The sequence below is a fragment of the Idiomarina sp. MD25a genome (assembly GCF_001870515.1).
In the GTDB taxonomy this organism is placed as follows: domain Bacteria; phylum Pseudomonadota; class Gammaproteobacteria; order Enterobacterales; family Alteromonadaceae; genus Idiomarina.
This window is the reverse complement of the sequence record NZ_MDGT01000003.1, coordinates 1,252,931-1,273,910: the sequence shown is the minus strand read 5'-3', so window position 1 is coordinate 1,273,910 and position 20,980 is coordinate 1,252,931. Positions and strand designations below refer to the sequence as shown.

Here is a 20,980-nt window from a genome sequence, read left to right as displayed (position 1 = left end):
TCCATTAAAAGCGGTATTTAACGCTCGCATAAATGCGACGTGGCTCACCCGGGAAGTGGCCCGTGCGGCTCAAGAAACCGCTGGATGCGTACTCTTTATCAAACAGGTTTTTAATATTGACCTGCACTAACCATGCATCAAATTCGGTCTGCCAGCTGATATCGAAAACCGTATAAGGCTTCACCCGTTGACCCGAAAAGCTTATCTGTTCACTCACGTAGTCCATACCGCCACTGATAGCTGAATCAATCATGGGTAAGTCATACCGTGTCCAAAGACCCAGCTGATGCATCGGCGCGTTCACAAAACGATCCCCCACCGAGTTAGTGATACTGTCATTCGGTGAAGCCTCAGCAACCCGCGCGTCGTTATAGGCATAATTCGCATTTACTACCCACTTATCCGTCAGGTCACCTAACACATCAATTTCAAAACCGCGGCTTTGAACTCGCCCTACATTACCCAGCACTGTACGGCCATCTTCGGTCACCTCGTCGGTCGCTTGTAAGATATTCTCGCGATTAATCTCATACACGGCGGTATTCACGCGGATAGCGTCATTCATAAACGTCCAACGCGCACCGATCTCAACGATATCCGATTGCTCGGGTTCAAACGGACCACCCACTTCGGGGTCTTGCTGACTAGCCGACTGTGGTAAAAAGCCCGTGCCATACAACGCATAAGCGCGCACCCAATCTGTGAGCTGGTATGTTGCGCCGACGCGATAGGTTAAATCACCATCATCAAAGGTCTCAGTACCCAATGTGTCTTCAAACTGGTCATAACGTAACCCGATCAACAGGTTCAGCTTTTCATTGAATGTGATTTGATCTTGAATATAGAAGCCATCACGCGTGGTTTCTGATTCACTCGGCGTGGCACTCGCAAGATCGGTCGAGTAAGGACCCGACGTGAGACCGTATTGAGGGTTCACCAATTCAAGATTAGGCACCTCGCCAGGATTGGCATTTGAACCAATAAATACACCCTCAGAGGTGTAGGTCTCGACCCCCATGAGCAAGGTATGCTCAATAGTGCCGAGTTCAAGCTCACCGACCAAATTCGCGGTAACACTAGTGGCATCGTTTTCGCGAAACTGATTACGGAACTGGCGTGTGCTGTAAACGGCTTCGGCTGGATTATCAACCGGCTCTAGATTTTCGTCGAGCAATCCACGCGGTTCATGGTAGTTTTGGCGCTCCGTATTTTCGTAATGGCGCACGGTTACATCACCCCGCCAATTTAACGAAAAGTCATGATCGATGCGCGCTTGGTATACCGTGGCTTCTAAGGTTTGGAAGTCACTGGATTCATTGTGATTCCACGCCCTATCGGTGACAAAGTTACCTTGATTATCAACCGGTACCCCGCGTAACCGCGCGCCTTGGTAGGTTTGTTGATAATCGGTCAACTGCAGCGTGACTTCACTCGCGGCGCCTAAGTCAAAGGCATAGCCTAGATCCAGTACTTTATTGGTTTGTTCTGTGTTGTAACGAAACGGCGATTCATTATCGTAATAGTACGCTGCACGATAACGTTGGCTTGCATCCTTTGTGACCGGTCCACTGAGTTGCACTGAGCCACGACGATATTGGTCGTTGCCCACGGCCAGTTCAATCGAGCGTTGTGCAGTAGCGGTTGGTTTTTTCGTAACATAGTTAATAATGCCACCGGGTTGTCCGCTACCAAACATGGCACCGCTTGGGCCTTTAAGCACCTGTATTTGCTCAATATTAAACAGCTGCGGTACTGCGAATCCGTTAAATGGGTCACCGCGTACACCGTCGTATAAGATCTCATCTTGGCGAAATCCGCGGAACGTGACGCCAGAGTAACTAAAACCGTTTACGCCACTGATACTGCGGTATAAGTCGGTAATCTGACGGGCCGCTTGGTCAGTGATGAGTTCTTCGGTCAGCACCTGAACACTCTGTGGGATCTCTTCAATCGGCGTGTTAGTGCGGGTCGCTACGCTGCTTTCATTTTGCCGATACAAGGTTTGGGCGCGACCCTGTACGTTGATACGTTCAATTTGCTCATCAGCAGAATCTTGTTTGGCCTGTTCACCGTTGTCTTGTGCGACAACGGGTAATGCAGTGAGCCCGGCGAGCGCCAGCGCAATATAACACGGTGTGTACTTCATTCTTATTTCCCCCAAGAAAAGTTCGCGACGGATCATAAATAAGAATGATTTGCATTACAGGTTGTAATTTAAAAGTTTGTTCAATTATTCTAAATACGTTAATTTTAGATTTTTAAACTTGTTAATAACCGACATGAAATGGCGAAGACACTCATACGCAATGTTGGCTTAAGCGGCGCGCTGGTCATCGGTTTAGGCTCTATCCTCGGCACTGGCGCCTATGTTAGTGTGGGGCTTAGCGCCGCCGTCGCAGGCGAATACTTAGTTTGGGCGATCCTGATCGCTGCCGTCACCGCCCTACTAAACGGTCTCTCGTCAGCACAATTAGCCAGCGCCCACCCAGTAAGCGGTGGCACCTATGAGTATGGTTATCATTTTTTAAATCCGCTCAGTGGCATCATCGCAGGCGTGTTATTTATTATCGCCAAAAGTGCCTCAGCAGCGACTGCTGCGCTTGCCGTTGCGTGGTATGTAGGACAGCAGTTTGGTCTCAGCGCAATAATGGTCAAGGCCGTGGCTGTCGCCCTATTGCTCGCTTTTACCCTGTTCGTTTTACTCGGTTTGCGGCGCACCCATTGGCTGAACACGCTGTTGGTCGCTATCAGTATTTTGGGTTTAGTGGTATTCGCTACCATTGCTATCCAGCAAACGGAACCCGCCGCACACGTTAGCCAAAGTCGCTCAGCTTGGTCGGTTTTTCATGCCGCAGCGCTGATGTTCGTCGCCTTTACAGGCTATGGGCGCATTGCCACCATGGGCGAGGAGATCACCGAACCGCGACGCAATATCCCGCGCGCTATTGTCACCACTTTAGCGGTGGTAACGGCACTTTATGTCATTGTGGGTTGGAGTATTTTATCCCTCGGTGGGATCACGGCGCTTGAGCAAAACAACTTTAACATCGCTAACCTTGTACCAGAATCGCCCTGGCAGTGGGTCATTATTCTCGCGGGCGTTGTTGCCATGAGCGGCGTAGTACTTAATTTGTTGCTCGGCGTCTCACGCGTGGTGCTCGCCATGGGCCGACGCGGTGATTTACCGCATGGTTTGGCTCAACTCAGTACATCCGGTCATTCGGCACCGGCGGCCACTTGGGTGACATTCGGTGTCATGGCCTTAATTGCACTATTCGGCGGTATCGAATCCGCATGGACCTTAAGCGCGCTGACGGTACTTATTTACTACGGTATTACTAACCTCGCGGCACTTAAAGTAAGTGCTGAAAAGCGCTTTATTCCTAAGTGGGTATCCGTGTTAGGACTCCTGCTATGTTGCTCGCTGGTAATGCTCGCGCTGGTTTTTTAAAAAGTCATTTTGGCTTACCACACTACCTGACTCAGCTTTTTTCAACGAAACACGGTTGACTAGTAAATTGTTCGTCAGAATGTAGTAGTTAGGGGTGACATCTGAGCCTGCAATGGCATAATAATTTTAACTTAAGGATAAGTTAAACATAACAGGATGTTACGTGAATACTGAAAACTATGGACAAACCGCGTCCTTTATTTGGACTGTGGCTGATCTGCTACGTGGTCATTTCAAACAATCTCAATATGGCCGCATTATTCTCCCCTTTACCTTATTACGCCGACTCGAGTGCGTAGTAGCACCAAATAAACAAGATGTGCTTGAAGCGGCGGACCGGTTGCGCGACAAATCGGATGCTGTCCGTGAACAGCTGTTACTCAGAGCATCGGGTAGACCATTTTATAACGCCTCACCGCTAACTCTGGCTACGCTCTCGGAGAGCCACACTGCCGAGGATTTGATATCCTACGTACAGTCATTTAGCCCTTCGGCGCGCGACATTTTTGAACACTTTAATTTTGAAGAATTTGTACTCAAATTGGCGGAAGCGGATTTGCTCTACCAGGTCACTCAGCAATTTGGTAAACAGATTGACCTTTCCCTCGATACCGTGTCGAACTATGGGATGGGGCTTATCTTTGAGGAGCTAATTCGCAAGTTTGCCGAGAGCTCAAATGAAACGGCAGGAGAACACTTTACTCCACGCGATGTAGTGCATGCCGCGACTTCACTATTGATGACTGGTCAGGAAAAAGTACTCACACCCAACAGCATCATCACCATCTATGATCCAACAGCGGGGACCGGCGGCTTCTTGTCTGAGAGTGATGAATACATTCAATCCATTAGCGAAAACGTCACCGTGCGACTGTTTGGGCAAGAGCTTAATCCTGAATCCTACGCGATCTGCAAAGCGGATATGATGATCAAAGATCAGGAAGTCGCCAATATTAAGTTAGGCAACACCTTATCCAATGACCAGTTAGCGCACGAATCCTTCAAATACATGCTAGCAAATCCTCCCTTTGGCGTTGATTGGAAGGCATCGCAACGGGTCGTCACCGAGGAGCATAAAGTACGTGGATTTGATGGTCGATTTGGCCCCGGCTTACCGCGTGTATCCGATGGTTCATTATTGTTCTTACTGCATTTAGTCAGCAAAATGCGCGACCCACGCGAAGGCGGCTCGCGTATTGGTATTATTCTTAACGGTAGTCCGCTATTCACCGGGTCGGCTGGCAGCGGCGAATCCGAGATCCGTCGTTACCTCTTGCAAAACGATTTAGTTGAAGCCATCGTCGCCTTGCCCACTGATATGTTCTTTAATACAGGTATCAGTACCTATATTTGGATTTTATCCAACGCTAAAAAACCGGAACGTAAAGGCAAAGTACAGCTAATTGATGGCAGCGAAACCTTTGCCAAAATGCGCAAATCACTCGGTAGCAAACGTAAATATCTCACTGACGATCATATTAACGAGCTGGTGCGGATATATGGTGCCATAAAAGAAACCAAAAATAGTAAAGTGTTTCCGAATGAGGCATTCGGCTATCGCCGTATCACGATTGAGCGCCCGTTGCGGCTTAATTTCCAGGCAAATGAAGAACGTGTCGCCCAGTTAGATGACGAAAAAGCACTGCAAAAGCTTAAAGCCGACGATTTTAACCAACTGAAGCAAGCGATTCAGCGCATAAACGCTGATACCCTATTCACCAATCGTGATGATTTCACCAAAGCACTGAACGACCAACTCAAAGCAAGCGATATAAAGCTAACCGCTGCACAACTAAAAGCAGTGCTTAACGCCTTGAGCAAGCGCGATAGCGACGCAGACATTTGCAGCGATAAAAAAGGCAACGCAGAAGCCGACTCTAGCCTACGTGACTACGAAAACGTGCCGCTAACAGACGACATCTACGAGTATTTTGAGCGCGAAGTTAAACCCCACGTGCCCGATGCCTGGATAGACGAAAGCAAGCGTGACGAGCAAGACAGTGAAGTCGGTATTGTCGGCTTTGAAATCCCGTTCAACCGGCATTTTTATGTATTCGAGCCCCCTCGCCCACTCGAGGAGATTGACGCAGACCTCAAACAATGCACGGATAAAATCAAGCAGATGATTGAGGAGTTGTCGGCGTGAGTGTAGCAAATTATCAAAGTACTTTACTTCGATTACTAAAAATGGTCTCAAAGGATTTGAGGATAGATTTTGACACTTAATACATATAAAGATACTGCCAGTTGCCAAATTTTAGGTATTGAGAGCCTTCCCTCCCATTGGTCTGAGAATAAACTTGGTTACTTATTTAATCTTGGCAAAGGTCTGACTGTTACCAAGCAGGACTTGTGTGATGAAGGGGTTCCTTGCCTAAATTACGGCGAAATTCACTCGAAATATGGTTTTGAAGTTAACCCAAATATTCATCGCCTAAAATGCGTTTCTCAATCTTACCTAAAATCAAATCCCAACGCGCTCATTCAAAATGGTGACTTTGTATTCGCCGACACGTCGGAGGATATAGAAGGATCTGGTAATTTTAGCCAGCTAATATCGACCAATCCGACCCTCGCAGGTTATCACACCATCATCGTTCGCCCAGTAGGTAACGTATTTCCTCGATTTTTCGCATACGTGTTTCACTCGGAGGAGTTCAGAAATCAAATCAGGCTGTTAGTTAAAGGTGTAAAAGTTTTAAGTATTAGCCAAAACATATTAAAAAGCACATCAGTGTGGCTTCCTACAAAAGGAGAGCAACAAAAAATAGCCCAGTTCCTCGACTACGAAACGGCAAAAATTGATGCACTGATTGATGAGCAAAAGCGGTTGATTGAATTGCTCAAAGAAAAGCGCCAGGCGGTTATTAGTCATGCGGTTACCAAAGGGCTTAACCCAGACGTTCCGATGAAAGACTCGGGTGTTGAATGGCTTGGGGAGGTGCCTGAGCATTGGACGATAGGAAAAATTAACCATCTCGTGTCATCTGTTTCTAATGGCACGACGGCGGCTCAGATAGATGAAAGCCTCGATACTCTTGCGATTACTAGAATTGAGACCATATCTACAGGTCAAATTAACTATGAGAAAGTTGGATATATTGAAAACACTAAGTGTATAGAACCTTTCCTACTGCAAAAAGGAGACATCCTATTCTCGCACATCAACTCACTAGCGATGATTGGTAACGTGGCTATCTATGAGGAAAGTCAACCCCTTGTGCATGGGATGAACCTACTCAGACTTAAACCAGAACGAAGCGTTGTTAATAGTTACTGGTTGCTTTACTTCTTGAAATCAAAAATAGTTAGACAAGCAGTTGAAAGTCGAGCAAAGCCTGCAATTAATCAGGCGAGCATCTCTACGGGGTCAATTAAAGAACTTGCAATACCTTTAATATCCCTAGAAGAACAAACCAAAATAGCTAGCTATATCAATTATGAAACCATGAGAATTGATCGACTCGACATGCAAACCAATAAGTCTATTCAACTCATGAAAGAACGCCGCTCCGCCCTAATATCAGCCGCCGTTACCGGCAAAATTGATGTGCGCGACTGGCAACCGCCTAAGGGTTCAGATAGAGTGGAATCACAATTAGAAAAAGTCAGTGCACACGGAGAGGCATAATGGCTGATACCAAGGAACGGCAGTTTCAGAGCGATATTCTGAACAGTTTAGCCAATGATGGCTGGTTAATCGGTAAGGCTGCGAATTATGATCGCACCAATGCGGTGTATACCGAAGACCTCATCGCGTTTGTAAAAGAAGCATACCCCGAGAGATGGACGCGTTTTTGTAAATCTAACCCTGGTAACCCGGAGAAGCTGTTGGTTCATGCGGCAGTTAAAGGCATGGAGCGCAAAGGTGCATTGCATGTATTACGTCAGGGTTTTAAGGCGATTGGTGGCACCATCAAGGTTTGTGCTTTTAGACCTGATCATGGCATGAACCCCGATACTGAACGTCGTTACCAAATGAATCGTTTACGGGTAGTCGAGGAAGTCTCCTATTCACCCCATGCGCGCGAAGGCGATAAGGGGTATAACCCACGTATTGATTTGGTATTTTTTGTAAACGGCATCCCGACTGCGACCATGGAACTCAAAAGCGAATTTAAGCAGACCGTGGCGCACGCCAAACGCCAATATATGCTGGATCGTCCTGTGCTCGATCCCGTAACACGTAAACCCGAACCCCTACTGGCCTTTAAACGAGGTGCACTTGTCCATTTTGCAGTCAGTCAGGATGAAGTCGCCATGACAACGCGCCTAGCGGGCGAAGATACCTTCTTTTTGCCATTTAATCAGGGCACGCTCGAAGGTGGCGCGGGTAATCCACGTGCGTCATCAGAAAATAGTTATGCGACCAGTTATTTATGGGAACGCGTGTTTAATAAAGCGGCATGGCTTAAAATTATTGGCCGCTTTATGCACCTAGAAGTTGAGCAAAAGCAGGCGTTTGATGGGCGCATTACCACCAAAGAAACAATGATCTTTCCGCGTTTTCATCAATGGGACGTGGTCAATAAACTGATCGATTCAACACGTACCGAAGGCCCTGGTAAAAAGTATTTGGTTCAGCACAGCGCAGGCTCAGGAAAGTCAAACTCCATCGCCTGGACGGCGCATCAGCTCTCATCTTTATACGATAACCAAGGTAACAAGCTGTTTAACTCAGTGGTTGTCATCACTGACCGCACTGTACTCGACGCTCAGTTGCAAAACACCATTCGCCAATTTGAGCAATCGGATGGTGTCGTACGTGCCATTACGCGCGATATCGGCAATAAAAGTAAGTCGGATCAGCTTGCTGAGGCACTGCAAGCTAATGTCCGGATTATCGTCGTAACGATTCAAACCTTTCCTGCACTTTATAGCGCATTGGATAAGTATCCAAAACTCAAAGCAGGTACCTATGCGATTATTGCCGATGAAGCACACTCATCACAAACCGGCTCTTCAGCCAATAAGTTAAAAGCCTTATTAGGCACAGAGCGACCTGAGGGTGAGGACATTAGTGCGGAAGAATTACTCGATGCAGCGGTACAAGCTCGCATGCCTAACGAACGTATCAGTTATTTTGCGTTTACTGCGACACCCAAAGGTAAAACCTTAGAGCTCTTTGGTGTGCCCGATGACCCACGCGCGCCGATAAGTGACGACAATAAACCGCGTCCCTTTCATGTCTACTCCATGCGTCAGGCGATCGAAGAAGGCTTTATCCTTGATGTATTAAAAAACTACACCACCTACGCCACCGCATGGAAAATTGCGCACCCCGAAGGCGAAGATAAAGAAGTCGACAGCAAAAAGGCGCGAATAAAACTGGCCAAATGGGTGCGTTTGCACCCTTATAACATCAATCAACGCGTTGAAATTATCGTTGAACACTTTCGCGCCAATGTACGTCATCTATTAAACGGCCAAGCCAAAGCCATGGTCGTGACAAGTAGTCGTCAGGAGGCTGTAAGGTATCAGTTGGCAATGAGCGACTATATTAAAGACAAAGGCTACGGCGATGTACATGCACTGGTTGCCTTTTCTGGTGAGGTGCCAGCTGATGAGTACATTCTTGATGATGTAACTGAGTTTAGTTCATCGCTCAACCCGGGCTTAAATGGCCGCGACCACGCCAAAGCCTTCGCTACCGAAGACTTTAATGTGATGATTGTTGCCAATAAGTATCAAACAGGGTTCGATCAACCGAAACTTTGTGCAATGTATGTTGATAAAAAACTACAAGGCGTTGAGTGCGTGCAGACGCTGTCGCGTTTGAATCGCACATTTGCGGGCAAGGACCAAACCTTTATCCTCGACTTTTTTAATAATGAGGAAGATATTCTCGAGTCGTTTAAGCCTTACTACACCACCGCCGAACTCGAGTCGGTGACCGACCCGCATATCTTGTTTGATATTATGAGCAAGCTCGATGATGAGCACATCTACGAATGGAGCGAAGTTGAGCAGTTTGCCAATGCTTTCTTCAACCCCAAAGCACCGGCATCACGTTTAAGCTACTTTACCGCCCCAGCCAAGCAGCGCTTTGCCGCGCGCTATCGACATGCGCGAGATACCTTAAAAGAAGCCAAAACGATGCTCACCCGTGCCAAAGCTCAAGGCGATAAAGTCACTCTTAATAGTGCCGAGGACTCGGTAAAAGCAGCTGGCGAGATGCTTGATCAACTCGAGCTATTCAGAAAAAATCTCAACAGCTTCGTGCGCATGTATGAGTTCTTATCACAGATTACACCATACAATGATCACGATCTCGAAGCCTTATGCGTCTACGCCAAAGAGTTAATCCGTTTAATAAAAACAGAGCGACTCGAAGACGATGACGACATTGATCTTTCGGGCGTGCAACTCACCCACTTCCGCACCACCAAACAAGCCGAGAAGCAATTACGACTTGAGGAAGAAGACGGCGGCTACCTTAAACCCATTACCGCAGTCGGTAGCGGAAAACCCCACGATCCAGAAAAGAAAAAGTTGCAAGAAATCATCGATGCACTTAACGATCTTTTCGGCAGTGAGGTTCAAGACGAGGATAAACTACAATACACAGAAAACATCGCTAACCGCATGGAGCGCGACGACGATCTCATGGCGCAAGTAAAGAAACACTCGGAACAAGAAGTCATGCACGGACTTTTGCCACAGCGTTTACTTGACCGCGTTGTTGAATCCATGTCGGACCACGAGAAACTATCCGTAGAAATACTCGAAAATCCAGCCGTACAGGATGGTTTTGCGCGATTGATATTAAAGATGTTAGTCGAGCGCAGTGCGAATGTTTAGTCGTTAAGGGGCTTAGTGCCCCTGTTGCTGCTTATTAAACACCCTGCCCGAGTGAATTAAACTGGTTAGTTTGATGAACGGCTTAATGATCAACTGAGCGCTGCCTACGATAAACAACCACGTCCCACTATCCACTAACGACTCGTTTAAAAAGAAGAAGCTACCGATTAAAAACCAGACTGCAATGAGCAAGTCGTTTAGCGCGCCTAATGCTTCATACCGGCGTTGAATAACGATATGCCGCTTTCCTAAGTCGAGATCTAACTCCGTGTTTTGGGTCATAGTATTCCTGTATGTCGTTGGAATTACATTTAAGCGTTTCATTAATATCCCACGGGCGTTGCTGTTGTCGCAAGTGATTGGGGGGGATGAATTATTGATAAGTATGGTTTGGTCCGCTTTGTGCCAGGAGCGGACGTTGAATCGCCGGTAGTTGGTTACATTACATCAAGATAGCAGCGAGTTAGCTTTGTAAATCATTTCACATCGATTACGAGATCTTGTGGTAATGCATACAATAAGGAACGCTTTATTAAGCCTTTGAAACTAATTCTATTAGCAATATCCTTTTTGATTATTTCAGCTTCACTAGCATCTAGACGAGGATCTAACATCAGCTGATCAATGACTTTATGCGCATCAAATTTATACCTAAATAATCCGTCGTTACATTTGTTAATGTCATGTTCAAAGTAAATCAGCCTGACCTCTTTTTCGTGTTTGAATGCAGGCCTTTTGGCACACAAAGAAGATGCCAAAGAATATGTTCTGGTTCCAGCCTGCTCACTAAAGATGTCAGACGCAAAGGCTTTTAATTTATGGCTTGGTAGGTATTTTACCTTTCCAATAAAACACTTTTCATGCCTAAGACCAATATCTTCTTGAGAATCTTCAGCTTGCGAATCATATAGACTGTTAAATAACTTTCTTACCGTTGTTCTAATCCGCACAGAGCGTTTGTCAGACGAATAGATTCTCCACATAGCATCAGAAGCTTTATTAAGTGTCCAACATTGCCCATAAAGTCCGCTTTGATGGCTAAAGCGATACGTTCTACCATTTTTGAAACGCACTTTTTATTTTAAAATAAAGTTTTCAAAAGGATCTTCCCACATGCTTGGTTTGACTAAGACATTTTCTGTTTTCTCAAATAGCTCATACAGCCTTGATAACGGCACAATTCTATAAATATATTTATTTAAATCGGATTCTTTGAAATTTAAGAAGTTAGGGGTCATATATACCTTTCGTATATCTAAATATTAAGACTTACGTGGCGTCATACGCCTGATTTTGCATGCAGTGTTCTTCATAGCTTTAATCACTTCGAACAAATATTCCTGTGTGACATCAAGGTGAATCCTAGCAAATTTTTGGTAGGTCAAATTTGAGTTCTTAGCAACGATTTTAAGCTGCTTTTGATGTGCTTTTTCATCAATGTGACCGGCATTATGAGCAATAATATTCCTAATATCTCGTGCTTCTATTACTTTATTCCAGTCTGCGGTGTCTGTAGGCACGTCTATATCAGCCACTTTTTTTAAGTATTTTTTGGCTCGTTCTATTCCTGTACCGCAGTAGTCCTTCAGGCTACAAGGTAAAGCTCTTTCAACATAGGAGCAATTGCAGAGTTGGTTGAGATAGTCCTCAAAAATCGATACTAGCATCAAGAGGAACGATTGCTTTTGGTATTGTGGAAACCCTTCTTGAAAATCTGCGCTGAGGTCATTGCGGTACTGATATCTATCCCAATAAGTCGATTCATCGATTTCCAGATCCACTGTATTGTATCTGGCTAACTCTTCCTCCCAATGACGTTGAGACAGTTCACAAAACACTCGAAACTTATCTAAGTCATACAAAAAATATGCGGACACTTGATCTGGCTTTTGCACCTTGGCCCCTAATGCTTAGCAGCTTATTAACCCGAATTGAACAGCATATATCGTAAGGTAAGTTAATTACAAATGTCTGTTGTTCGCTTCAAGCGGACAGAACGCAGTGTTCCAGCAGCGGATATTGAACACTTCCTCTGTAGGCTCTATCTAATCTAGTATGGAGTGCGCTAAGAGTCGACTCATTCTAAGTCACGTGGCGCAGCCATACAGGTTGAAGGTGATATACTCTGCAGTGTCAATGATAGTGATATTTTGTAGTTAAAAGCTATGCCAAGTATGATTGGCTTAACTATTTTTTAAATGATGTCTTCATAGCGCCAAGCGGTTATCCCCAATTGAGTTAAGGTTATTGGTCAAAAGAAAGGGCTCTTGAGTTATTTTGAAAAAAGGTGCAGCACTTTGAGCTTTCTAATGCTATATCTACTTCATTTTTATACAATCGACCTATGTCGCGATTCACATATTGAGTATCGTTCTCAGAGAAGCCCAGTGTTGTTGCTAAGCACATAACCTTCCCCTGGTTGATAAACCGCTCCTCCCCGAAGTTGGATAGTAATTGCATATTCATCCTATGATAGGCAAAGCCTAAGAAAATGATCCGTTCTGCGTGCGCCATATTGGAGACAATTCCTTGTCGAACAGTTGACTCTAACCCTTCAGATTCTGAAAAAGTTTTAATTGAGTCCGATGAGTTAATTATATCTATATAGTCCGCGGGCGCGCCGAACGGTCGCCTAGTGTTGTTGCTATTATGATCACTTTGCCATGGAAGGCGGCCTACGGTTCCATATGGGTGAATGATCTTGAGGTAATCGTTGAGCAACGCAGCACACTCTTGCTCATTCAAACGGAAGTACTGCATCATCGAGTGATACAGGAAATGCTCTACGCACCGGTCATAATTAAATATTATTAGAGTAATGTTGCGCAAACGTTCCTTTAGGTCGTCTTTTGAACAACCCTCGAATACTCTGCGAAAGAACTGGACATACCAAGTACTCTGCAGGTTAGGCATATTATCAGCAAAACCTGCCTCGTTTGGCTCGAAATATAATGAACTACTCCTCTCCGCTTTCAAAATGGACTCAATGATTCCTATTTTTCCACACTGTGCGAGCTCTGTATTGAGTGCATCAGAGTCTAGTAAATTGTCGATTGAGATAGCTAAAGGAAGATTTTTAACAATATGTTGACACGCTGAGTAAATTTTCTTTAACTTTTCTTCGTCGTTGGAATAAGTTTGCTTAAAACAGTCCCAAAGACTCAAGTTACCCTCCCTTTCTGAAGGCATAAAGGCATAATTAATATATAGCGTACGTGCAATCTCGTCTTTTAACGTATCCCCCGTTGGAAGTCCCACCTCATGACTTGCCCCAGCGCCAATTATGTAAACTGTGTTCAAAATTTTTCTTTCCCTCAATTACTTATTTCTTTGCAAAAGGAAGAGCGCTTAATGGTAATGCCTCTGTTTCCACGGTGTTTACCATATGAAACTACCCGAATATATCATTAAATACTAATGGCTATCTAAGTTGGTCTGTAGTGGCTAAGAACAACTAGGCAGAGGTTTATAGTTAATCAGGTACTTTTTCTCTTCTTAATTCAGGTCTGCGCTTACTAAGCGTAGGATGATTTTATTTTAAAAAACCGGGAGGTCCGCTATGTGCGATTAACGGATCCGCTTTTTCATGGGCACTTACCTACTTTCTGCTAATTCTCAGTAAGCTTATAAAGCTAATGAGAGCAGCCCAAAGTAGCCAGAACATTACAATAGACACCCAAACCGCAGGTGATGCCTGACTCACACCCCATTCGTTAAAAGTAATCTGACTCTCAGTAAAGAGCGATCCCATACCAAAAGACTGAAGTGGGATACTCGCCCATAGTAACGCTGTGAAAATGATAGGGAAGATATCTAATTTAAGGTAAACCATGAGCGCTACCAGCAAAGGCGGCAGATTTAAAACGATACCTATTTTTATAGTTCTTAGAAGAAAATATTTCACGCGTCTCTATCCTTTCAACATTCGAGTCGTTCACAGCACTCGCTTCAAAAAATAACGGCTTGCTGAAATTAAGGCTCCCTTACTTCCGCCCCAGTATACGTAAAATACGCAGGAATAAATTAATAATATCCATATAAAGCGCCGCTGCGCTATCAATCGCGTTATCGACGGTTTTAGGTATCTGGCACGCCCTGCCCCAGTCATAGCCTATGTAGCCGCAGAATATCAGTGCCACGATCCAGTCAAGTACTTCGTGGTGCACGCCAAATATAAACACTTCGATAAGCTCTACGACAATCACAAGCAAGAGCGCTACGGTGAGTGCACCGGAAATCTTTTTGAAGAAGGCAGGAAACAACGCGCCTAAGCACATCATGCCTATAGTGACCATACCGGTTACTCGGATGGCTTCAGCCACGACGTCGGGATCGTATTTACTGACAACGAGGTTAACGATTAAGCCAAAGGGAACAACCACAAAGTTATAGCCAATAAAGCTCACCAGTGGTTTTCTTGATTTGTTAAACAAGTAAACGCCATAAAAGCACGACGCAAAATAACCCAGAAAAAATAGCCACGGGTTAATACTAGAAATCGATTCCGTTTCGATATGGGTCACTATCCACCAATTTATGATGAAGCCCCAGCATAGCGTTAAACCGATAATTAAATGGTATCTAGCGTCACTGATAATCGGACAGGTCGTGCTTTTTCGATCAAATACATCACTTTCCATGTAACTTCCTACTGTTATTAACTCAATTCACTTCACCACTCCGCTAACTGCTGGATATCTTTAATTCTATCCCGCTGTAGCGCCAACGCTTCAAATACATCATCAAAGCTTTGGTTGTGGTGGCTTAAATTGGGGAGTGCCAGGTTGGCTTGGGTAAAAAATTCACTTTTATTTATCTGCCAGCCCTGCTGCCACCACGTCAGAATCAATTCTCGTGCGGTGCTCAGTCTTTCGCGACTGGGTAGTCTATCTAGTTTCTCTAAGTTGACCTGGGCTTGGCTGGGCAACAGGTTCCAAAGGTCATTATTGGGCCATCGGGCAAAGGGAAACGCATGATCAACAGCATAGCGGTTAGGCTTAATCGGTTTACCGGACCAACAACAATGCACCTTACCCTCTGCCAGCAATGTGTTGATGCGTTGACGCACCCGTGTTGTGGTTCGTGTGTCGTCTTTCCAGTCGAGCGCTACTAAATAATCGCTTCGGTTAAATGCCTTTTGCTTATTCGGCGCATAACTTGCCATAAGCGCCGCCCATTCATTCACCAGCGCAGGTTCAATCCAAACGCTGAAACGCGTTAATGAATCCCAAATGTGCTTGGGCACATAAAAGGTACCCAACGCGCTTAAAAACGGTAAATCTAAGGTGAGGTTTCGCTTTGGCTTTTGCGTGCGATTCAGCTCAACTGCAAACACAGCATCACCCGAGCCCGGGATGGTGGTGTATTTGGCGGGCATGTTTTTAATCGTTGAAGCAATATCTTTTAAGGCGCGGTACAAGGGCTGTACAATAGCCTCATCGCTATACTGAGCGCCAATCGTAAAATCCCCTGCACTGCGATCGCTGAGCAATTGCCAGCCGTGGGGTTTAACAAAGCCGAGCCCTTTACCGCTATGAGTGCTTTGATGCATACCGTAATGATCGACTAAGGGCTTATACAGTTTTAGCCAATACAATGCCACCAATCCCACGGGGAGCGCGATGTGGTCGTCTGTTTGATCTAGCACAGCGCCGGGATGACCTTCGGCAATGCGGAGCAGGCTTCGAAGCAACGCGACTTTATACGTTGATGTTTTATTGTCATTCACAACAATATTGCGGAGTAGCGGAAACGCCCCCGTGCCGTCATCGGGCAGCGTCAGCATGACCGTCTGCCAACTCACATCATCGCGGCCTAACTCATCAGATTGTTGTTCAGGAGTCAGTAATTCGAAGGTTAGGCCGTAACGACTCGCCAGTTGCGCCAGCTCGTCCGCCGAAACAGGATACATCGTGCGCTCGTCGTGACAGGCACCGTGACGTAACGAAATCACCAACTTACCGTTGGGCTTTAATAAGCTACTTAATTTGCGCAGGCTGCGCTCGCGGGTCGATGATGGGATATGCATCCACACCGCACTGAGTAAGATCAGGTCAAATTTGGTGTGCAGCGCAAAAACTTTAGTTAAATCGGGCAGGCTGTCGGCTAACCATCGTACGGCACTATTGACGGTATATTGCTGCGCAACTTCGCGGAGCTCGTGCGCAGGCTCTACCGCAACGACATTTAAACCGCGTGCAGCCAAGTAGCGCGCATCACGCCCTGAGCCCGCCCCCACGTCAAGCACCATGCCCTGCTCTGGCAGCGCATGTAGCCAGTCTTTATGGACCGACTCAAACGATACGCGATTATAGTTATCAGCGAGTGACTCGGCATGTTTGGAATAGTATGCGATGTTTTCGGACATGGTTTCTGCATTTATTATTATTGTTTATTGCGAAGCCATGTCTGTTAACGCCAAGCGATTAGAACGAGCGCTTGGCGGTCAACAAATACGGCGTAAACAATAATAATGCGACAATGCTGACAAATAAACCCGAATGTGAACTTGTCGTTAAAACAGTCAGCACGCCGTAATACGCCACATCAAATATCAAATAGCTGGCAAAAAGCGATTTAAACCAGGGGCTATTGCGCCAAGCACCGATAATCAATGCCAACTGTAGTGGTACAAACAGGATGAGCTTCCAACTCCAGGTCGCGATAAATACGCTCGACAGACTATTTGCCTGTTCACGCAGAGGCCCTAACAACGCCTCTTGGTAGTTCCGCGCGTATTGTAGGTCGAACATTATCCAGTAGAAAAAGGCAACGGTGTACGCGATATTTAACAATAAATACAGCGAGACCGACTTTTTAGGGGTATTTGCTTTTACAGACTTAGATTGTGGCTCGACTGCTGCGCGTGTTGCGACAACAACCACCGCCACTAGATATAAAACCTCAGTCGCTATGTACAGGCCCCCAGCAAATACACCGGCGTTCTTTTCACGGGCAAACGAATAATAGGTACTTGAGATATCGTCCGTTAGGCCAACGGCGTGCAAAAGACTGCTAAACATGAGTTCAGCGTTATACAAAAAATCAGAAACCCAATGCATTAGGTACACAACCCAGTCGGCTGCGTAGAGCGTCGCACCAACGCCAACGGCCACAGCCATACCTAACAAAGCAAACATACCGAGCGGCGGAATAAGGCGACCTGAGAGGGTCATGTGCATAGCAATCATATTTTGAATGTCTTTTAAGTTATTGTTTTGGCGAACTATACAGGTGTTTTATACGACTTGGCAAATCCCCGCCCTAACCGCTGTGCTATCGACGAAAAGACTTTCGCCATTGATTAGGACTTACACCACACCGTGTCTTAAACTTCTCTCTAAACGCCATGACAGAACTAAATCCAGTTTGTTCTACTATCTGTTCGATTGATAAATCTGTTGTTTCTAGAATATCTTGCGCAAGATTTAAACGCTCGGCAGCTAGCCATTCTCCAAATGACATGCCCGTTGCCTTATAGAACTTTCTAGTAAACGTACGTCGAGTCATCATGACCCGCTCCGCCAGCTCATCGAGTGTATATCTATGTGTGATGTCTGATCTAATACGCTCCATTAATTGATTAAGCCGCGCATCGGAGGTAGAGGTAGGAATAGGATGCTCAATAAACTGCGCTTGTCCGCCGTCGCGATAAGGTGGCACGACCATCCGCCGTGCCACTTTATTGGCTAGCGAGCTACCGTAATATTTTCGAAAGAGGTACAGGCAACAATCAATTCCCGCCGCAGTACCCGCTGACGTAATAATATTGCCGTCTTCAACATATAACGCATTGGTATCCAACTGAGCCGCCGGAAAGCGTTGATTAAAGTCGTGCTCTAACTCCCAGTGCGTCGCAACATGCTTACCCTTGAGCAAGCCGGCATACGCTAATACATAGCCACCCAAACACAAACCTACAACCCAAGCCCCCCGGTCGGCTGCGCTTTGAATCGCAGCGAGCGCCGGCGCGGGAGGTTGTTCTGTCAGACTACGCCAATAGGGTAAGATAACAATGTCCGCAGACTGCAAGGCGCTCAAATCCGCACTCGGATGAACCTGCATACCTGCACTGGACGTAATCAAGCCCTCTTCACCCGCCACTAACTCGAGATTAAATAGCGTTTCGCCGAGCGTGTCTTTACCAAACACAATACTCGGAACCGAGACATGAAACGGGCTAAAGTCATTAAATACCACCACTGCAACGGTGGGTATTGGCGTATTAATTTCCGACACTTTTCGTACCTGACTATTAGTGAGTAATAGTGACCGCTTCACCGTCTTCCGGCACATGCACCCAGTCACTTAATTGATTGGCAGTAACATAATCGCGCATTTGTTGAGTTGTAACCAGAGCGTGATTAACAGCCCCCATGTGGGTCGTCACAATATCTGCTTTAGGTAATAGCTGATGCGTTTTCAATACATCTTCTAAGCCCATGATAATGGGTCCAAAGCCTAGCACATGTGCCCAGCCCGTATTAAGAATCACCACATCGGGCTGTGCTTGCCGCATCGTATTTTCAACCGGTTTTACCCAAATCGTATCGCCCACTAAGTAAAGTGTCTTTTCATCGGGGTGTGAGAAAATGACACCTGTCACTTCACCGAGTATTTCTGCCATTTGCTCATGCTCAAACGCAGCCTCAGGCCCATGTTGGCAAAAGGTACGCTGAAACGAAATCCCACCAAAATCAGTGTCTTCAGAAAAAATCTCCAGATTATTGAAACCTTGGGAAGCTAATATCGCTTTATCTTGCTCATGTTGAACAAAAATAAGTTGCTCCTTAGGAATGGCATTAACGGCCGTCTCATCCCAATGATCCGGGTGGGTATGCGTTAATAAAACCGCATCAATATCAATGATTTCCTCAATCGATAGTGGCAGATCGACGCGTGGGTTATCAAGATGTGCATTAACGGTACCTTCAAAACCGGGATACGTACCCTTAGGGGCTAACATCGGATCGATTAAAATGCGTTTACCTGCATATTCAATTATCTGCGTTGCATTACGAATTTGAGTGATTTTCATCAGTGACTCCTATTAATGTCATTAACTTCAGAACAGCACTCAGTTTAATGCGACGAAATAATCCCAAAAGTGGCTATATGGACATATACACATAAAAATGGGCCATTTTATTCTTACTTAACTCGTTATCTGATGTTTGCACGTTTTAAAAATACTTTAGCCACGCCTTCTGACTGCGGCTTTTATATTGATTAAACCAGCGTGTTGGCCAATATAGCGCAATTGCGAGCGCTGCCGTGATCAACCATACCCAAGTGATTGAAGGCACGCTTAAATAGGTACCCGGCGCGACTGTAATAAATGAACTCGCGATGAGAATCGATGCGCTGTTTAATCGTTGGTTGAGACATAACTTAAAACTCGTACTTCAAATTAACAGAGAGTTGACGCGGTGCTCCGGGTCGGTAGTCAGAATGTTTGTTTTGCTGGCATCAAAGAATGCGCCATTCAACGTGAAACCACTCGCTCGCCATTTAAAGCCTAGTTCAATGGAGTCACTCTCTTCTGGGTCAAAGCCCCTACTCTGATAATCAGTACCACTGATGGGCAAAAAGCCCTCTGAATAGCTGCTGTAAAGTGAGAGTTCATCAAACAGTAAATAGCTTAAGGCAATTCGCGGACTCACTCTGCTATCGCTACTTTGTGTGAACGCCACTGAGACAAGTTCATTGGTTTTTTGGCTGTAATCATCATATCGCAGGCCCAATAACAGCCGCCAATCGGTGGCGATATCAATTTGATCTTGCAGGTAGACACCAAAACCTTTTTGGTTTTCATCGTTGGCATACATGGTGGGGGGTTCGGGCGCTACTTGGCCATAAACCGGGTCATGAATATTGAGCGTGCAAGACCCATCGGTAATACGCTGACGCGCCAACAATGTAAATAAGTCATAGGTGTACGCATCAACCCCCATCAACACATGATGAGTTAATCCCCCTATCGCAAAGTTACCACTCAGTTCAAAGCGTGCTGACAAATCCTCAGAGTCGTAATCGCGACGGCGTCGTTAACTGCGGAGGTATAATAACCCTCAAGTCGATACCGGTCGTCGGTACCCACGGTCGTTTGCAGGTACCCCTCAGTCGCATATTGTGGCTTTTTAGTGACAACATTAATGATGCCTCCGGGATCCGAACGACCATAAAGCGCTGAGCCAGGACCTTTTAACACCTCAACCAGCTCAATATTTGACGAGTCGCGATACCCGCCAAAACCGCGCCCCGCAGCAAAGCCATTAACAAGGTAGCCGGTTGGAACGTTTTCATTGCCCGGAAAGCCCCGCAAAGAATAACTATCCCACAGGTTGCCCCCGTCGTTTTGCAGCGCAATGGAGGGATCAAAAGTCAAAATGTTCCGAAACCGGGATAACTGCACGTCTTCAATTAACGTGCGATCTAGAACCGTGATCGCCTGCGGTATTTCAGCCATTGGCGTGTCGCCTCGATACGCTTGGCGATACTTGATTTCGATAACTTCTAAATCGTTTTCATCCGCCTGGCTCCATACAAGGGGTGAGTACAGAGATGAAACTGCTAGGGCCAGCATACTGAAACGAACTGCATTAGACATCATACACCTATCATTGATTATTTTTGTAATGTTATATTATTGCATTTGTTCTTTGGGTGTCTATGCAAACTGAGTAAGTTTGATCTTTTTCATGGTTTATCTCGTGTAAAAATAATAGA

Annotated in this window: 16 protein-coding genes; 4 read left to right on the top strand and 12 right to left on the bottom strand. The window is 45.7% G+C overall.

The window, feature by feature from the left end; genetic code table 11:
* Window positions 1-4: 4 nt before the first annotated feature.
* Window positions 5-2,146 carry a TonB-dependent receptor gene (locus BFR57_RS10120; protein ID WP_071463814.1) on the bottom strand — a complete coding sequence of 714 codons (2,142 nt, stop codon included), beginning with the start codon at window positions 2,144-2,146 and terminating at the stop codon, window positions 5-7.
* 138 nt (window positions 2,147-2,284) lie between these two features.
* On the opposite strand from BFR57_RS10120, the gene BFR57_RS10115 reads away from it, so the two are divergent.
* The 4 genes from BFR57_RS10115 to BFR57_RS10100 all read left to right on the top strand — a co-directional run bounded on the left by BFR57_RS10115 (window position 2,285) and on the right by BFR57_RS10100 (window position 10,252).
* On the top strand, window positions 2,285-3,451 hold the full coding sequence (locus BFR57_RS10115) for an APC family permease (protein ID WP_071463813.1): 1,167 nt from the start codon (window positions 2,285-2,287) through the stop codon (window positions 3,449-3,451).
* A gap of 163 nt (window positions 3,452-3,614) precedes the next feature.
* Window positions 3,615-5,597 (top strand): class I SAM-dependent DNA methyltransferase, encoded by a 1,983-nt coding sequence (locus BFR57_RS10110; RefSeq protein ID WP_071463812.1) that lies wholly within the window; start codon window positions 3,615-3,617, stop codon window positions 5,595-5,597.
* A 69-nt stretch (window positions 5,598-5,666) separates the two neighbouring features.
* Complete coding sequence (locus BFR57_RS10105; protein ID WP_071463811.1) at window positions 5,667-7,082, top strand: restriction endonuclease subunit S; 1,416 nt, start codon at window positions 5,667-5,669, stop codon at window positions 7,080-7,082.
* On the top strand, window positions 7,082-10,252 hold the full coding sequence (locus BFR57_RS10100; protein ID WP_071463810.1) for a DEAD/DEAH box helicase family protein: 3,171 nt from the start codon (window positions 7,082-7,084) through the stop codon (window positions 10,250-10,252). Before BFR57_RS10105 ends, BFR57_RS10100 begins: the two co-directional genes overlap by 1 nt.
* Before the next feature lie 12 nt (window positions 10,253-10,264).
* Here BFR57_RS10100 and BFR57_RS10095 read toward each other — a convergent pair whose 3' ends face one another.
* The 11 genes from BFR57_RS10095 to BFR57_RS12925 all read right to left on the bottom strand — a co-directional run bounded on the left by BFR57_RS10095 (window position 10,265) and on the right by BFR57_RS12925 (window position 20,864).
* Window positions 10,265-10,534 carry a YrhK family protein gene (locus BFR57_RS10095; RefSeq protein ID WP_071463809.1) on the bottom strand — a complete coding sequence of 90 codons (270 nt, stop codon included), beginning with the start codon at window positions 10,532-10,534 and terminating at the stop codon, window positions 10,265-10,267.
* A gap of 194 nt (window positions 10,535-10,728) precedes the next feature.
* Complete coding sequence (locus BFR57_RS10090; protein ID WP_143441074.1) at window positions 10,729-11,325, bottom strand: DUF2971 domain-containing protein; 597 nt, start codon at window positions 11,323-11,325, stop codon at window positions 10,729-10,731.
* Window positions 11,326-11,514: 189 nt separating this feature from the next.
* Complete coding sequence (locus BFR57_RS10085) at window positions 11,515-12,147, bottom strand: hypothetical protein (RefSeq protein ID WP_071463807.1); 633 nt, start codon at window positions 12,145-12,147, stop codon at window positions 11,515-11,517.
* 349 nt (window positions 12,148-12,496) lie between these two features.
* Entirely contained in the window at window positions 12,497-13,552 is a 1,056-nt protein-coding gene (locus BFR57_RS10080; protein ID WP_143441073.1) for a hypothetical protein, read from the bottom strand.
* 683 nt (window positions 13,553-14,235) lie between these two features.
* Window positions 14,236-14,892, bottom strand: coding sequence for a Bax inhibitor-1 family protein (locus BFR57_RS10070; protein WP_071463804.1), 657 nt, complete (start codon window positions 14,890-14,892; stop codon window positions 14,236-14,238).
* Between the two features lie 32 nt (window positions 14,893-14,924).
* On the bottom strand, window positions 14,925-16,619 hold the full coding sequence (locus BFR57_RS10065) for a methyltransferase domain-containing protein (protein WP_071463803.1): 1,695 nt from the start codon (window positions 16,617-16,619) through the stop codon (window positions 14,925-14,927).
* A 58-nt stretch (window positions 16,620-16,677) separates the two neighbouring features.
* Window positions 16,678-17,442, bottom strand: coding sequence for a hypothetical protein (locus tag BFR57_RS10060; RefSeq protein ID WP_071463802.1), 765 nt, complete (start codon window positions 17,440-17,442; stop codon window positions 16,678-16,680).
* An 85-nt stretch (window positions 17,443-17,527) separates the two neighbouring features.
* Window positions 17,528-18,490, bottom strand: coding sequence for a GlxA family transcriptional regulator (locus BFR57_RS10055; RefSeq protein WP_253183627.1), 963 nt, complete (start codon window positions 18,488-18,490; stop codon window positions 17,528-17,530).
* Window positions 18,491-18,506: 16 nt separating this feature from the next.
* Window positions 18,507-19,289, bottom strand: a complete 783-nt coding sequence (locus BFR57_RS10050; protein ID WP_071463801.1) for an MBL fold metallo-hydrolase — start codon at window positions 19,287-19,289, stop codon at window positions 18,507-18,509.
* A gap of 367 nt (window positions 19,290-19,656) precedes the next feature.
* A complete protein-coding gene (locus BFR57_RS12930) occupies window positions 19,657-20,268 on the bottom strand; it encodes a TonB-dependent receptor (RefSeq protein ID WP_253183626.1) in 612 nt (203 codons plus the stop codon).
* Entirely contained in the window at window positions 20,247-20,864 is a 618-nt protein-coding gene (locus tag BFR57_RS12925; protein WP_253183625.1) for a TonB-dependent receptor plug domain-containing protein, read from the bottom strand. Before BFR57_RS12925 ends, BFR57_RS12930 begins: the two co-directional genes overlap by 22 nt.
* Window positions 20,865-20,980: the final 116 nt, after the last annotated feature.